The organism is Mesorhizobium sp. M0045, assembly GCF_040323385.1.
In the GTDB taxonomy this organism is placed as follows: Bacteria; Pseudomonadota; Alphaproteobacteria; order Rhizobiales; family Rhizobiaceae; genus Mesorhizobium.
On sequence record NZ_JAMYUY010000001.1, the window covers coordinates 49319 to 63758 of the forward strand.

Genomic DNA, 14440 nt, shown 5'->3' on the forward strand with positions numbered 1-14440 from the left:
GCCATCATCCATATCAATGGCAAAAATCGCCTGCGATACTGATCCCATGGAAGATCGGACGCAAGCCCCAGCAGCAAGTCCGGCACTCGCCGGCCCCGCCTTTACCTTGGCAAACGCGGTCCCGCCGCATCTCTGGTTCGGCGTCAGCGCCGTGTTCCACTATCTCGGACCGGCCTTCGCAGTGCTGCTGTTCCCGCATGTCGGCGTGCTCGGCATGGCTTGGCTGCGCATCGCCACCGCGGCACTCGTCTTTGCCCCGTTGACCCGGCCATGGGCGGTCTTCGCCCGCGCCGATCGCTCGACGCGGTTGTTGCTTGTGGCTTTCGGCGTCTGCCTTGGCGTGATGAATTGCTCGTTTTACCTGGCGCTCGACCGGCTGCCGATCTCGCTGGTGGCGGCGATCGAATTCGTCGGCACTATCGGCGTTGCGCTTGTTGGCCTCAGAAGCCCGCGCAATCTCGCCGCCCTCGCAATCGCTGTCGCCGGCACCCTGTTGCTGATCGACGTCAAATGGTCGAGCGATCCCGTCGGCCTGTTCTGGGCCTTCCTCAACGGCACGCTGTTCGTTGGCTACATCGTGCTCGGCCACCGCGTCGCGCGCGGCGGTGCCGGCGATGGCATCGTCGGGCTGGGTGCCGCCATGGCGGTCGCCCTTCTCGTCGTTCTGCCGATCGGTTTCGCCGATGCTCTGCCGGCTTTCTCGGCGCCGCCCCTGCTGCTTGCGGCGGTCGGCGTCGGCATCTGCTCGTCGGTCATTCCCTATATATGCGACCAGCTTGCCATGTCGCGGCTGCCGCGCTCCAGCTTCGCGCTGATGCTGTCTTTGCTGCCGGTCACCGCGACGTTGATCGGCGTCATCGTGCTGCGGCAGGTGCCGAGCCTCACCGACTGCGTTGGCATCGCGCTGGTGGTGGCCGGCGTCGGCTTTCACAAACCGGCGCCGGCGCCCACCTGATCAGGCCAGCTTCTCCTTGAGGAAGGCGATCGTCCGGCCCCAGGCGAGGTCAGCCGCCTTCTTGTCGTAGCGGGCCGCCGACGTGTCGTTGTTGAAGGCATGGTTGGCGCCTTCATAGACATAGACCGAGTATTCGACATGAGCCGCGTCGAGTGCCTTCTTGAAGGCATCGATGCCGGCATTGGTGCGGGTGTCGAGGCCGGCATAATGCAGCATGAGCGCGGCCTTGATCTTCGGCACGTCCTCGGCCTTTGGCTGCATGCCGTAATAGGCGACGGCGGCTGCGAGGTCCGGCGCGTTGACGGCCAGCATGTTCACCGTGCCGCCGCCCCAGCAGAAGCCGACGGCGCCGACCTTGCCGTTGCCGTCCTTGTAGCCTTTGAGGTAGGCGACCGTTGCCACGGCATTGGCGGCGACCTGTGCTGGATCGAGCTGGGAAAACAGGTCACGTGCCCTGTTTTCGTCGTCCGGCGTGCCGCCGAGCGGTGTCATGAAGTCCGGCGCAAGCGCCACGAACCCTTCCAGCGCAACGCGCCGCGCCACGTCGCGAATATGCGGGTTGAGACCCCTGTTCTCATGCACGACGATGACGGTACCAAGCTTGCCGGTCTGGTCTCCCGGCCTGACCAGATAGCCCTTCATCTCGCCGCCGCTGCCGGGATAGCTGATGTCCTCGCCTTTCACACGCGGATCGTCTTCCGCCACGATTGCCGCCTGGGCCGAGTTCGCCGCCAGCAGCGGCGCGATCGCGGCAGCTGCCGCACCCGATCCGGCAAGCCTGGTCAATTGCTCCATGAAGCGCCGCCGGTCGAGCGTCAGATGCGTGTATTCGTCATAGGCATCGATCATCGCCTGGGTAATGACAGGCTTGGCGGCAGTGGGTCCGGCAGGTGTTGTCATGGCGCGCTCCTCGTGGGCCCCCGCGGCAACATAGAGCCGAAGCTTGCCTGGTCCAGTCACGGCTGAGTGAGGCTGCCAAAAGTCCCTGCACGACGACCGTGATGCCCGGCGCCGCACTGTCGTTAAATTATGGTCCTTTGTGGCAATGCTAAATGCACGCACCACAATGTAAAAAGAAGTTACCGGGCTATGCCTCATTCGGGCCATCTGGCGAACGAGAATGGCCATTTGGCGGGAAAAGAATGCGTGATTGAGACGAAGGAATACGCCCCATGACCTTTCCCTCCCCGCTTCTGGCAAGTGGGTTCGCCCTCGCCGCCATGGCTTTGCTGGCGCTGCGGTTCACTGCCTTCCCCGCCTTCAAACGATCGTTGATCAAGATCCGCGTCAACCGGCACCCGCCCGCAAACACCAAAGCCTGAGGAAAGATCATGGACGTTCAGGACATCATCAACACCGTCTCCCAGAAATCCGGTCTCAACCAGGCTTTGACGGAAAAGATCGCCGGCACGATTTTCTCGGTGCTTGAACACGAGGCGGAAGGCACGACCCTGTCCAGCTTCTTTGCCAAAATCCCGGGAGCCGACGCCCTGGCCAAGCAATATGATGTCATGGCTCCCGGCGGGGCTTCCGGTGGTGGCCTACTGTCCTCGCTGGAGGGCGCGCTCGGCGGCGCTCTCGGCGAAAAGACCGGCGCGCTGATCAACGGCGTCGCCATACTCAAGGCATCGGGCCTTACGCTCGCACAAATCAGTCAGGCCGGCACGATGCTGGTCCAGCAGGCCGAGGCAGCAGCCGGCCCGCAGCTAACCAATGAGGTCCTTGCATCGGTACCCGATCTGAAAGGACATCTCGGGCTCTGAAGGAACTTCTCTATTTCGGCAGCGTATAGGCCATCACATAATCGCCCGGCTTGGTGCCGACCGAGCCGTGGCCGCCGGCAACGATGACGACGAACTGGCGTCCGTCGGCTACCGTGTAGGTCATGGGTGTCGACTGCCCGCCGGCAGGCAGCCGCGCCTGCCAGAGCTGTTTGCCGGTCGTCAGGTCATAGGCGCGCACATAGTCGTCGACCGCCGCGCCGAGGAAGGCGACGCCGCCGGCAGTGATCATCGGCCCGCCAATGCCGGGCACGCCGACCTTGAACGGCAGCGGCAGCGGCGTCATGTCGTAGACGGTGCCGTTGCGATGCTTGTAGACGATCTTGCCGGTCCGAAGGTCGGCACCCGCCACATAGCCCCAGGGCGGCGCCTGGCAGGGAATGCCGAGCGGCGACAGGAACGGCTTCAATATCACTGCGTAAGGCGCACCCTCATTGCGGTTCAGGCCTTGTTCGCTGCCCTTGGTGTCACCGGGCGGCGGCACGTCGGCGCGCGGCACCAGTTTGGAGATGAACGCCAGGTATGTCGGCATGCCGAACATCACCTGCCGGACCGGATCGACTGCCACACCGCCCCAGTTGAAGGTGCCGAAATTTCCGGGATAGATCAGCGAGCCCTGCAGCGATGGCGGGGTATAGCGGCCCTCATAACGCAGCTTCCGGAGCTCGATCCGGCAGGCCAGCTGGTCGAACATGGTAATGCCCCACATGTCGGCGCCGGTCAGCGGTTTCGGACTGAAGCTCAGGTCCGAGAACGGCTGCGTCGGCGAGGTATGGTCGCCCTCGATCGCGCCGCCGGGTGCTGGCACTTCCTTGACCGGAACGATCGGCTCGCCGCTGCGCCGGTCGAGCACATAGAGGTCGCCCTGCTTGGTCGGCCCGACCAGCGCCGGCACCACGCCATTTTCCGTGGTGATGTCGACCAGCGTCGGCTGCGCCGGCACGTCCATGTCCCAGAGGTCGTGATGCACGGTCTGCCGCACCCAGCGCAACTGTCCGCTGTTGAGATCGAGCGCGGTGATCGACGAGGAGAATTTCTCGTCATTGGCGCTGCGCCCGGCGCCGAGCTGGTCCGGCGTCTTGTTGCCGAGCGGCACATAAAGCAGGCCGAGCTTTTCGTCGGCGCTTGCCGTCGACCACATGTTGGGCGAGTTGTTGGTGTAGGTCTGGCCCGGCGGCAGCGGCGTCGTCTGGTCCGGATTGCCGGAATCCCAGTTCCACAACAGCGCGCCTGTGTCGGCATCGTAGGCACGGATGACACCGGACGGCTCCTGCGTCGAATAATTGTCGTTGACCGCGCCACCGACGATGATCTTGTTGGCGACGATCAGCGGCGCCGAGGTCGAATAATAATAGCCCGGCTTCGGATAGGGCATGTTGGCGAGCAGGTTCAGCGTGCCACCCTCGGCAAATGTGGGGCAGACCTGGCCATTCACCGCATCGAGGGCGATCAGCCGAGCGTCGGACGTCGGCAGGTAGATGCGTGTGGCGCAGGGCTGGCCGGCGGCGATCTTGGCGTCGGCATAATAGGACACGCCGCGGCAGGTCTGGTGCTGGCGGTCCTTGTTTAGCTTGACCTGGGGATCGAAGCGCCATTTCTCCTTGCCGCTCGCGGCATCGATGGCGATGGCGAAGTTATGCGGTGTGCAGATGTAGAGCGTGTCGGCAATCTTCAGCGGCGTCACCTGATAAGTCGTCTCGCCGATGTCGTCGGGCCCTTTCACGTCGCCGGTTTGATAGGTCCAGGCCGGCTGCAGATTGGCGACGTTTTCCGGGGTGATCTGGTCGAGCGGCGAATAGCGCTGGCCATAGGGCGTACGGCCGTAATAGTGCCATTCGCCGGGCGGCACATTGCCGCCGAGATCGGCCGTCGGCGTCACCTTGTCAGTGTTGAGTTCACCCGTAATATCCTTTGGATCGACCGTCATCGAATAACCGGCGACGGCAAGCGATGCCAGCACGGCGAGGATAAGCGGTGCGCGTCCGTCGGGACCGGTAAGCCCGCGCCGCGCCCATGGCGTCAGCAGCCATAGCGCGACAAGCACGATGATGCCGCCGCGCGGGCCGAGCTCCCACCAGTCGAAGCCGATCTCCCAGACCGCCCAGGCGAGCGTGCCGAGCACGATCGCCGCGTAGAGCCACAGCGCGGTGGATCTGCGCCTGTAGAGCAGCCAGGCCGCGACAAGGAAAGCTAGACCGGCGATGACGTAATACCAGCTGCCGCCCAGCGTCACGAGCCAGATGCCGCCGCCGCCAAGCGCCAGGCCGATGAGGAAAAGGATCAGGGAGGTGATGACCACAGCCAAGACGGTGCTCCTTCGACTGGTGCGCTCCGCGACGCGTCCATGGGCAACCCGGCATTGCGCTCCTGCCCCGAGCACAACTTTCTCCGGCCCGCCTCCCCTGTCAAGCAAGCTCGGCGTTTTGCGGCGCCAGCCCGTCGCAAGCCCGGCGTTTTGGTTAGCAGACCCATTCAGATTGTGAGTCTACCGACTGGACAGAGAACAAAACGGAGACGCTTCTGGCCTTTCGCTGCCGAATCACTACATTCGGGGAGAGATGTCCGGCTTTTCGGAAGACATGCCCTTTTTTGACGAACCGAACGCGCGGCCTGTGGCCCCGTCGGGCATTGCCGCGCGCGCCATGGCTGCCCGCAGCAACCAGAACAACGCGCCCGATTATCTCAACGGCCTCAACCCCGAGCAGCGGCTGGCGGTGGAAACCACCGAAGGCCCGGTGCTGGTGCTGGCAGGCGCCGGCACCGGCAAGACGCGGGTGCTCACCACCCGCATCGCCCACATCCTTGCCACCGGCAAGGCCTTCCCTTCGCAGATCCTCGCCGTCACCTTCACCAACAAGGCGGCGCGCGAGATGAAGCAGCGCATCGGCCTGTTGATCGGCGAAGGCAATGTCGAGGGCATGCCGTGGCTCGGCACCTTCCATTCGATCGGCGTCAAACTGCTGCGCCGGCACGCCGAGCTGGCCGGGCTCAAATCCGACTTCACCATTCTCGACACCGACGACGTGGTGCGCCTGATCAAGCAGCTGATCCAGGCCGAAGGGCTGGACGACAAGCGCTGGCCTGCCAAGCAGTTCGCTCAGATGATCGACGGCTGGAAGAACAAGGGCCTCGGTCCCGCCGACATCCCCGAGGGCGATGCCCGTGCCTTCGCCAACGGCAAGGGCCGCGAGCTCTACAAGGCCTATCAGGAACGGCTGCAAACGCTGAACGCTTGCGACTTCGGCGATCTATTGTGCCACCCGATCCGCATCTTCCGCGCCAATCCGGACGTGCTGAAGGAATACCACAAGCGCTTCCGCTACATCCTCGTTGACGAATATCAGGACACCAACACCGCGCAATACATGTGGCTGCGGCTGCTGGCGCAGCGGCCGGCCGGGCCGCAACCACCACGAAGTGGCTCTCCGGGTGGTCGCGTTCCAAGTCTTTCCGGAGTTCCGGATAGAACGGAGGCGGGTAGCTATAGACCGGCAGCTTCGAAGGGTGAATCGGGAATTCCGGCCGAAGGCCGCAAGGACGACCGTCCGTCCGAGCCTTCGCGAGGCCCACGCGGAGGGCCCGCGCCGGCAGGCGCGGAACAGCCCGTGAGCGATAGCAAAGTTAATATCTGCTGCGTCGGCGACGACGACCAGTCGATCTATGGCTGGCGCGGCGCCGAGGTCGACAACATCCTGCGCTTCGACAAGGATTTTCCCGGCGCCACCATCATCAGGCTGGAGCGCAACTACCGCTCGACCGCGCACATCCTCGGCACCGCCTCCCACCTCATCGCCCACAACGAGGGCCGTTTCGGCAAGACGCTGTTCACCGAAAAGATCGCCGAGGACGACGAGAAGGTGCATGTCCACGCCGCCTGGGATTCCGAGGAGGAGGCCCGCGCCGTCGGCGAGACGATCGAGGCCTACCAGCGCCAGAGGCACAACTTGAACGACATGGCGATTCTCGTCCGCGCCTCCTTCCAGATGCGCGAATTCGAGGACCGCTTCGTCACGCTCGGCCTCAATTACCGCGTCATCGGCGGCCCGCGCTTTTATGAGCGGCTCGAGATCCGCGATGCGCTGGCCTTCTTCCGCGTCGTCGCGCAAGGCGCCGACGACCTCGCTTTCGAGCGCATCGTCAACGTGCCGAAGCGCGGCTTGGGCGAGGCCACCATCCGCCAGATCCATGATACCGCACGCGCGCTGCGCATCCCGATGCTGGAGGCAGCGGCAAAACTCGCCGAGAGCGACGAGCTGAAGCCGAAGCCTCGCGCGGCACTGCGCGAAGTATCGGCCAATTTCGAACGCTGGCAGAAGGCGCTGGAAACCACGCCGCACACCGAGCTCGCCGAGACCATTCTGGAGGAGAGCGGCTACACCGACATGTGGAAGAACGACCGCTCGGTTGAAGCGCCCGGTCGGCTCGAGAATTTAAAAGAACTGATCCGCTCCATGGAGGAGTATGAATCGCTGCGCTCCTTCCTCGAACATGTCGCCTTGGTGATGGACGCCGAGCAGAACGCCGAGCTCGATGCCGTCAACATCATGACGCTGCATTCGGCCAAGGGCCTCGAATTCGAAACCGTGTTCCTGCCCGGCTGGGAGGAAGGCCTGTTCCCGCATCAGCGTTCCCTCGACGAGGGTGGCCGCTCCGGGCTGGAGGAGGAACGCCGCCTCGCCTATGTCGGCCTGACCCGCGCCAAGAAGAACCTGCACATCTGGTTCGTCTCCAACCGCCGCATCCACGGCCTCTGGCAGTCGACCATCCCGTCGCGCTTCCTGGAAGAACTGCCGGAAGCCCATATCGAAGTTTCCGAGAGCGGCAACTCCTATGGCGGCTACGGCAATGCCTATGGTGGCGGCTCGTTCGCCTCCGGTCGTGGCGGCCAAGGGGCGGGCAGGCAGAACCCCTATGGAGCATCGCGCTTCGACAACATCGGCAGCAATAACGGCGCCGAGAAATCCGGCGCTTTCTCCAGCACCTATGCGACGCCGGGCTGGCAGCGCGCTCAAGCGAACCGCACCGAGGCCACCGACCGCAATTGGGGCACGCGCTCCGGCCACCAGGTCGAGCGCATCGGCTATGGCGAAACCGACTCAGGCTACGGTGCCGGCCGCACCTCTATCAAGGGCCGCACCATCGACGGCGAGCTGGTCGCCAAATCCGTCGCCGACACGCCGTCCCCTTTCAATGTCGGCGACCGCGTTTTCCACCAGAAATTCGGCAACGGCAACATCTCGGCCATCGAAGGCAACAAGCTGACCATCGACTTCGACAAAGCCGGCCAGAAACGCGTGCTGGACGGGTTTGTCACGGGGGTGTGAGGCCGCCCCTCACCGATACCGCGCCTGGTTCCACTTATGGCCGAGCAGCGACAGGATGATGATCAGGCCGTTGAAGAACTGGACGTAGAAGCCGCTCAGTCCAGCCGCGACGACGCCGGTCTGGATGAAAGAGACCGTGACCGCGCCAATCGCACCGCCGACGACCGTGCCGATGCCACCCCAGGTCGGCGTGCCGCCGACGAACACCGATGCCAGCACCGGCAGCAGGTATCCGTCCCCCGCCGTCGGCCACCAGGTGAAGTTGATCATCACCGAAAACGTGCCGGCGATCGCAGCCCCGATGCCGACGAAGACGAACACTTTTACCCGCACGCGCTTGACGTCGATGCCCATCTGCTGGGCGCTATCGGGATTGTCGCCGACCACCTTGACCTGCGCGCCGAAGCGATGGCGGTTGTAGAGCAGCGCCGACAGCACGACGAAGCCGATGGCCCAGAAGATCTGCACCGGAATGCCGTAAAGCTGGCTGGAGAAGATCTTGTAGGCCCAGCTGTCGGCAAGGCCGGTCAGTGCCGTCGACCTGCCCTCGTTGATGATCTGGATCAGGCCGCGCAGCAGGAAATTCATGCCGAGCGTGGCGATCAGCGACGACAACCCGCCATAGACGACCAGGGAGCCGACCAGGAAGCCGAGCAGCATGCCGGTGACCATTGCGGCGGCGATGCCGAGGAACGGGTCGTAGCCGGCCTGCACGACCAGCGCGAACACCCATGAGGCAAAGCCCATTGTCGCCGGAAACGACAGGTCGATCTCGCCACAGGTGACGACGAAGACCAGCGGCACAACTACGAACAACGCCACCGGCAGCGTGGTCAGCACGGAACTGTAAAGATACCAGGTGGTGAAGACCGTCGGATTGGCGATCATGAACACCGCCATCATAACGATGAACACGGCCAACGTGCCGAGTGCGGCGCGGTTGTCGAGGATGAACCCGCGCAACCAATTGTCGGACGGGTGTCGCCACTCTTTCCCGGCGGCTTCGCCATGCGTGCCGCCGAGGGGGCTCTGCAGATCGGGTTCCATGGTCTTGCTCATCGTGCCGCCCTCCCCGCATCGGCCACGTCGTGCAACCCCGGCAATCCGCTGGGGTGGGCGACGTCTTCCATGAAGTTGATCAGGTCTTCGGCCGACTTGACCTCGCTGCGGTCGGCGGTGAGCGCGACCTTGCCGCGGTCGAGCACCACGAACCGGTCGGCGATGTCGAAGACGTGGTGAATATTGTGGCCGATGAACAGGATCGACCGCCCGCTCGCCCGCACCTGGCGCACGAAGTGGAAGACCTTGGCGGTCTCGGTCAGCGATAGCGCCGTCGTCGGTTCGTCGAGGACTATCAGCTCCGCCTTCTTATAGATGGCCCGCGCGATCGCCACGCCCTGGCGTTCGCCGCCCGAGAGCTGGCCGACGATCGACTGTGGCGTGAACACTTTCGAAGTGAAGCCGATCTCGCGCATCAGCCGGCTCGCCTCCGCGATCTCCTTGTTGACCTTCAGCCAGCCAAGCCAGCCGGTGAGTTCGCGGCCCATGAAGATATTGCGCACGATGGTCTGCTGCACGGCGAGGGCTCGGTCCTGGAACACGGTCTCGATGCCGGCGTCGCGCGAGCGCGCAGGACTCCATCCGGTCACCGGCTTGCCGCGGACGAGAATCTCGCCGCTGGTCGGTTTGACCACGCCGGACAGGATCTTGATCAGCGTCGACTTGCCGGCGCCATTGTCGCCGATCAGGCCGACCACCTCGCCGCGATCGACGCTGAGATTAACCCCGCCCAGCGCATAGACCTGGCCATAGGACTTGCTGATGTCGCGCAGTTCTATGATGCGTTCGGCCATGGCGATCCTCGCTTGATTTTCGCGTGCCGGTCTTTTCGCCGGCGGTCCCGCCGGCCGGGCTCGATCCCGGCCGACGGCTTGGGAGGTCAGCGCAGCGCCTGCTTGGCGAGCTCGGCGACGATCTCGTAATTCTGTGGCGTGACGAAGCCGGCGCCGGTGTCGACATTCATCGGCGCAAGGCCGAGCACCACCTGCTGGCAGAGGCTGAGGATCGGCAGATATCCCTGCAGGAACGGCTGCTGGTCGGCTGTCAGTTGCACCCAGCCGCCCTTGAAGCCCTCGACGATCTGCGGGCTGGTGTCGAAGCCGAAGTTGAAGATATCGCCAGGCTTCCTGCCCGCCGCCTGCATGTAAGTCGGTACGTTGCCCAGCATCTGCCCGCCGGGATAGCCGACCGCCTTGACGTCTGGATTGTTGAGCAGTGCCGCGGTGATCACCGGAATTGCCAGATTGGGGTCGGAAGCCCATTCGCCGCTTGGCGGCGAGGAGAGCTGTATGACCTCGACGCCCGCCTCTTTGAGCGCGGCGACTGTGCCGCGTTCGCGCGCGCCGCGGCTCTCGTTCTCGAACGGGCCGATCATGATCGCCTTGTCGCCGGCCTTGAGCCCGGCCAGCTTGACCGCCTCGGCGCCGAGCGCGCGGCCCTGCTGCTCCTGCTGGGCGCCGACATAGCCGCCGCCGAACGCCGCCGTGACCGTCGGCACCGGCACGTTCTGGTACATCATCTTGATACCGTCCTTGTGTGCCTGTTCGGCCAGCGGCATGATCGCGGCGTCGCCGGGGTGGCCCATCATGGCGATGCCTTGGGGCTTGACCGCGACAGCCTCGCGCAATTGCTGCACCATCTTCTCGACATCCCACTGGGAAAAGATGTAGTCGACCTTCGGCCCAAGATCGGCTGCCGCCTGCTTGGCACCATTATAGACGATCGTGCCGAAGGCATCTCCCTCTGCCCCGCCGACGAAGAAACGGATATGGACATCCTTGCACCACTGGGCATCGAGCGCCTGCGCCGGCAAGGTCGAGAGTGCGGCGGCGAGTGCCATCGCGGCCGCCGCGACGGTCGAGCGCAGAACTGTCCTTCTCATCGTAATGCTCATGCACTTATCCTCCCTTTGTTCCCTCGCTAGCCGAGGGGTTTTGACGATCGCTTCGGCAAGGCGCCGCAATCTTTCCCTGGCCGGCACCTCCCGCCGGCCGAGTTCTCACACCGGGTTCGGCAGGTAGCTCGCGCCTCCCCGGCATTGTTGGAGATAATCCAGCGCACGCGCCTGGCCGGTGATCTCGAGATCGCCGCGATAGACCGGGTCGTGCCAGCCCTCGATGTCGATGGCGCCTTTGTAGCCGGCCAGCCGCAGCTCGCTGATCACCCTTGTCCAGTCGCTGTCGCCGAAACCCGGCGTGCGCATCTGAACGAACGGCAGGCGGCCGAACACGCCATGTTCGCGGATCACGTCCCAGCGCACGGTCGCGTCCTTGCCATGGACGTGGAAGATGCGCGGCGCCCATTTGCGGATCTGCGGGATCGGATCGATCAGATAGACCAGCTGATGGCAGGGCTCCCACTCCAGGCCGAGATTGTCGTCCGGCAACTCGTTGAACATCAACTCCCAGGCGTCCGGATTGTGGGCGATGTTCCAGTCGCCGCTGGTCCAGTTGCCGTCCATGGCGCAGTTCTCGAACGCGATGCGCACGCCCTTGTCGGCGGCACGCCTGGCCAAGGGTCCCCAGACCTCGCGGAAACGCGGCAGGCTGTCGGGCAGCGGCTTGCCGCGAATGCGGCCGGTAAAGCCGCTGACCATATTGGCGCCGAACAGATGCGCGTTGTCGATGATCGTTTCCCACGCCTGGAGCACGCCGCGATCGATCTCGCCGCTCTCCAGCGGATTGCCGAACACGCCGATCGACGAGACGACGACATCGGCGTCGCCGATCGCCTCGCGGATCTCGCCCGCCAGCCGCGGAATGTCCTTGCCGCCCAGCGTCTGCCAGAAGAACGGCTGGATGCTCTCGAAGCCGAGCGGCAGGATCTGCCTGACATAGGCGGCCGGGTCGTCGAGATTGGCCCGCACCATTGTGCCAATCCTGATGTCGAGCAGCGGGTTTGGCATCATGATCCTTCCTGTGCAGCGATGGCGACCCGGCGCCCGGTCTCGGCGCTCTCGATCGCAGCGAAAACCATGGCCAGGCTCTTGATGTTGTCGGCGCCGCGCGTCTCCGGCTCGGTGCCGGTCTCGACGGCGCGGACGAAATCCTGGATGATGCCGAGATGGCCGCCGACGCGATCGGCCGGGTCGAGCGGCGGCACGGCTATCGGTTCGGTGCGGTCGAACAGGCCTTCACGGACCGGCTGCACGATTTCCGCCTTCAGCCCGTCCTCGCCGTCCCACACAATGCTGCCGCGCTCTGCGACGATCCGCCATGTACTGTCCCAGCTGGTGCGGAAGCCGGCCGCGCACCAGCTGCCGGCATAGGTGAACAGCTTGCCGCCGCCGAGGTCGAAGCTTGCGGTCGCCGACGACCCTTGCCGATACCAGGAATTGGCCGGCTCCCACTCCTGGCAATAGACACCGGTCGGCTCGCCGGCCGCCATGTAGCGGGCGGCATCGAATGTGTGGATCGCCATGTCGAGCAGCAGCACATGACGCATCTCCTCGCGAAAGCCGCCGAAATGCGGCGCGACGAAGAACTCGGCATGGATGCTGGTTGGCGCACCAATGGCGCCGGAATCGAGAAAGCGCCGGATGCGCCTGACATTGGCGACATAGCGGCGGTTCTGGACGACGGCATGGATACGCCCGGCGCTGCGGGCGGCCTCGACGATGGCACGCGCATTGTCCGGGCTGTCGGCGAGTGGCTTTTCGGTCAGCAGGTGGCAATTATGGGCAAAGGCGGAAAGCGCGACCTCGCGGCGAGCGGCGGGAACCACCACGTCGAATACCGCGTCGGGCCTGGTCTGGTCGAGCACGGCGTCGAGGTCGGTTCCAATGATGGCGCTCGAAAGCTCGTATTCGCGCGCCCTCGCCCGCGCCCGTTCGACATCGATATCGACCAGGCCGACAATGGCGAGCCCGTCGATCTGCCTGGCTGCATCGAGCCATGCCTTGCTCATGGCGCCGCAGCCGACCAGGACGACATTGATCATCCAGTGCTCCTCCCTCTCGGCCCCTCCAGACCGATCGTCACGGCGTTCACGGCAGGGCCGTGAATGTTTTCCGTAAACGTTTACGAGAACACACCCGATGGCGTAGAATGTCAATCGGCCGATAGCGAAAAACGTGATGCCGGCTTGGCCTGAACAGCAGCCGGTGCTAGCCAAGCAAGGGGGAGAACTGTCCTTTGGCGTCCAGCATTCACGACCTTGCGCGTCACCTGAACATTTCGATCGGCACGGTGTCGCGCGCGCTCAACGGCCGCGCCGACGTCAACGCCGACACACGCCAGCGCGTGCTCGATGCGGCCAAGAAGCTGAATTATTCGCCGAACCAGTCCGGCCGCAGTTTGCGGCGCGGCGCCACCCATTCGATCGCCTTCATGCTGCAGCCGCATCCGGGCGATCAGGAATATGGCGAGCCGTTCTTCATTCCGTTCCTGACCGGGTTGCAGGCCAAGCTCGCCGAAAGCGGACTCGACCTGATCGTGGTGATGGGCGCGCCGGGCGACTATCAGCAGGAGCGCCTGCGCCGTGTCGTCGAGACCCGGCGGGCCGATGCGGTGGTGCTGGCCTGGACGCGGCGCGAGGACGAGCGCATCGACTATCTGACCCAGGCCGGTTTCCCGTTCGCGACGCTCGGCCGCAGCCGCTCCGGCGGCGATGCCTACCCCTCGCTCGACCTCGACTTCGAAAAAGCCGGTGCTGACGCGGTCGATCGTCTTGTCGCGCGCGGTCACCGCCGCATCGCGGCCATCCGCCCGTCGCTCGATCTCAATTTCGGCTATCTGTTCCTCGCCGGCTATCGCAAGGCGTTGCGGCGGCACGGCATCGAATTCGACCCCGAGTTGATCGCCGACGGCTTCATCAACGAGGCAGGCGGCTACGCGGTGACGCCGAAGGTCATGCGCTCCAAGGACCCGCCGACCGCCATCATCTTCAACAATGACGCGATGGCGCTTGGCGGCTGCAAGGCTTTGGCCGAGGCGGGCATCAAGCCCGGCCACGACATCGCGGTGATCGTCATCGTCGACACCCCGCTCTGCCGCTATTTTTCGCCGGCGCTGACCGGCTTCCGCCCGGCGCTGGAGCCGATGGGCGAGCGGCTGGCCGAAATGCTGCTGGCATCGATCCCGGCTTATGCCGGCGCCGAAGGCGCACGCATCATCCGTGAAGTCTGGCCGCTGCAGCTGATCGCGCGCGACAGCGACTGACCGTGGCACTTCCCTTCTCCCCTTGGGGAGAAGGTGGCCGAGCCCACGGGTCTTGCCTTCGGCAAGCCAGAGGACAGGCTCAGCTCGGTCGGATGAGGGTGCTCCAGCTCGGCACCGAGGCACTCCGTCCAGCACCCCTCTTCCGTCTCGGCGCTGCGCGCC

General features: G+C 64.7%; 12 protein-coding genes. 5 read left to right on the forward strand and 7 right to left on the reverse strand.

What is annotated here, in order from left to right; genetic code table 11:
- The first annotated feature begins 46 nt into the window (after positions 1-46).
- Entirely contained in the window at positions 47-955 is a 909-nt protein-coding gene (locus NKJ72_RS00255) for an EamA family transporter (protein WP_352475339.1), read from the forward strand.
- Here NKJ72_RS00255 and NKJ72_RS00260 read toward each other — a convergent pair whose 3' ends face one another.
- A complete protein-coding gene (locus NKJ72_RS00260) occupies positions 956-1855 on the reverse strand; it encodes a dienelactone hydrolase family protein (protein ID WP_352475340.1) in 900 nt (299 codons plus the stop codon). It lies immediately after the preceding gene.
- 272 nt (positions 1856-2127) lie between these two features.
- On the opposite strand from NKJ72_RS00260, the gene NKJ72_RS00265 reads away from it, so the two are divergent.
- Positions 2128-2277: a hypothetical protein gene (locus tag NKJ72_RS00265; RefSeq protein WP_352475341.1), complete on the forward strand. Its 150-nt coding sequence runs from the start codon at positions 2128-2130 to the stop codon at positions 2275-2277.
- 9 nt (positions 2278-2286) lie between these two features.
- Positions 2287-2718, forward strand: coding sequence for a hypothetical protein (locus NKJ72_RS00270; protein WP_352475342.1), 432 nt, complete (start codon positions 2287-2289; stop codon positions 2716-2718).
- Between the two features lie 10 nt (positions 2719-2728).
- On the opposite strand, the gene NKJ72_RS00275 is transcribed toward NKJ72_RS00270, so the two are convergent.
- Positions 2729-5041 (reverse strand): glucose/quinate/shikimate family membrane-bound PQQ-dependent dehydrogenase, encoded by a 2313-nt coding sequence (locus tag NKJ72_RS00275; RefSeq protein ID WP_352475343.1) that lies wholly within the window; start codon positions 5039-5041, stop codon positions 2729-2731.
- A gap of 253 nt (positions 5042-5294) precedes the next feature.
- Here NKJ72_RS00275 and NKJ72_RS00280 point away from each other — a divergent pair, with 253 nt between their 5' ends.
- Positions 5295-8060: an ATP-dependent helicase gene (locus tag NKJ72_RS00280; protein ID WP_352475344.1), complete on the forward strand. Its 2766-nt coding sequence runs from the start codon at positions 5295-5297 to the stop codon at positions 8058-8060.
- Positions 8061-8069: 9 nt separating this feature from the next.
- On the opposite strand, the gene NKJ72_RS00285 is transcribed toward NKJ72_RS00280, so the two are convergent.
- The 5 genes from NKJ72_RS00285 to NKJ72_RS00305 all read right to left on the reverse strand — a co-directional run bounded on the left by NKJ72_RS00285 (position 8070) and on the right by NKJ72_RS00305 (position 13058).
- Positions 8070-9119, reverse strand: coding sequence for an ABC transporter permease (locus NKJ72_RS00285; RefSeq protein WP_352475345.1), 1050 nt, complete (start codon positions 9117-9119; stop codon positions 8070-8072).
- On the reverse strand, positions 9116-9913 hold the full coding sequence (locus NKJ72_RS00290) for an ATP-binding cassette domain-containing protein (RefSeq protein WP_352475346.1): 798 nt from the start codon (positions 9911-9913) through the stop codon (positions 9116-9118). Before NKJ72_RS00290 ends, NKJ72_RS00285 begins: the two co-directional genes overlap by 4 nt.
- Before the next feature lie 86 nt (positions 9914-9999).
- A complete protein-coding gene (locus NKJ72_RS00295; protein WP_352475347.1) occupies positions 10000-11013 on the reverse strand; it encodes a substrate-binding domain-containing protein in 1014 nt (337 codons plus the stop codon).
- Between the two features lie 105 nt (positions 11014-11118).
- Positions 11119-12024 carry a sugar phosphate isomerase/epimerase family protein gene (locus NKJ72_RS00300; RefSeq protein WP_502901819.1) on the reverse strand — a complete coding sequence of 302 codons (906 nt, stop codon included), beginning with the start codon at positions 12022-12024 and terminating at the stop codon, positions 11119-11121.
- On the reverse strand, positions 12024-13058 hold the full coding sequence (locus NKJ72_RS00305) for a Gfo/Idh/MocA family protein (RefSeq protein ID WP_352475349.1): 1035 nt from the start codon (positions 13056-13058) through the stop codon (positions 12024-12026). The genes NKJ72_RS00300 and NKJ72_RS00305 overlap by 1 nt, the downstream gene beginning before the upstream one ends.
- Positions 13059-13252: 194 nt before the next feature.
- On the opposite strand from NKJ72_RS00305, the gene NKJ72_RS00310 reads away from it, so the two are divergent.
- Positions 13253-14278: a LacI family DNA-binding transcriptional regulator gene (locus NKJ72_RS00310; protein ID WP_352475350.1), complete on the forward strand. Its 1026-nt coding sequence runs from the start codon at positions 13253-13255 to the stop codon at positions 14276-14278.
- Positions 14279-14440: the final 162 nt, after the last annotated feature.

Excerpts from the sequence above, each read along its gene's own strand:
- NKJ72_RS00295 (WP_352475347.1), bottom strand. The coding sequence starts at position 11,013 with ATGAGCATTACGATGAGAAGGACAGTTCTGCGCTCGACCGTCGCGGCG.
- NKJ72_RS00300 (WP_502901819.1), bottom strand. The coding sequence starts at position 12,024 with ATGCCAAACCCGCTGCTCGACATCAGGATTGGCACAATGGTGCGGGCC.
- NKJ72_RS00290 (WP_352475346.1), bottom strand. The coding sequence starts at position 9,913 with ATGGCCGAACGCATCATAGAACTGCGCGACATCAGCAAGTCCTATGGC.
- NKJ72_RS00280 (WP_352475344.1), top strand. The coding sequence starts at position 5,295 with ATGTCCGGCTTTTCGGAAGACATGCCCTTTTTTGACGAACCGAACGCG.
- NKJ72_RS00255 (WP_352475339.1), top strand. The coding sequence starts at position 47 with ATGGAAGATCGGACGCAAGCCCCAGCAGCAAGTCCGGCACTCGCCGGC.
- NKJ72_RS00270 (WP_352475342.1), top strand. The coding sequence starts at position 2,287 with ATGGACGTTCAGGACATCATCAACACCGTCTCCCAGAAATCCGGTCTC.
- NKJ72_RS00265 (WP_352475341.1), top strand. The coding sequence starts at position 2,128 with ATGACCTTTCCCTCCCCGCTTCTGGCAAGTGGGTTCGCCCTCGCCGCC.
- NKJ72_RS00285 (WP_352475345.1), bottom strand. The coding sequence starts at position 9,119 with ATGAGCAAGACCATGGAACCCGATCTGCAGAGCCCCCTCGGCGGCACG.
- NKJ72_RS00305 (WP_352475349.1), bottom strand. The coding sequence starts at position 13,058 with ATGATCAATGTCGTCCTGGTCGGCTGCGGCGCCATGAGCAAGGCATGG.
- NKJ72_RS00260 (WP_352475340.1), bottom strand. The coding sequence starts at position 1,855 with ATGACAACACCTGCCGGACCCACTGCCGCCAAGCCTGTCATTACCCAG.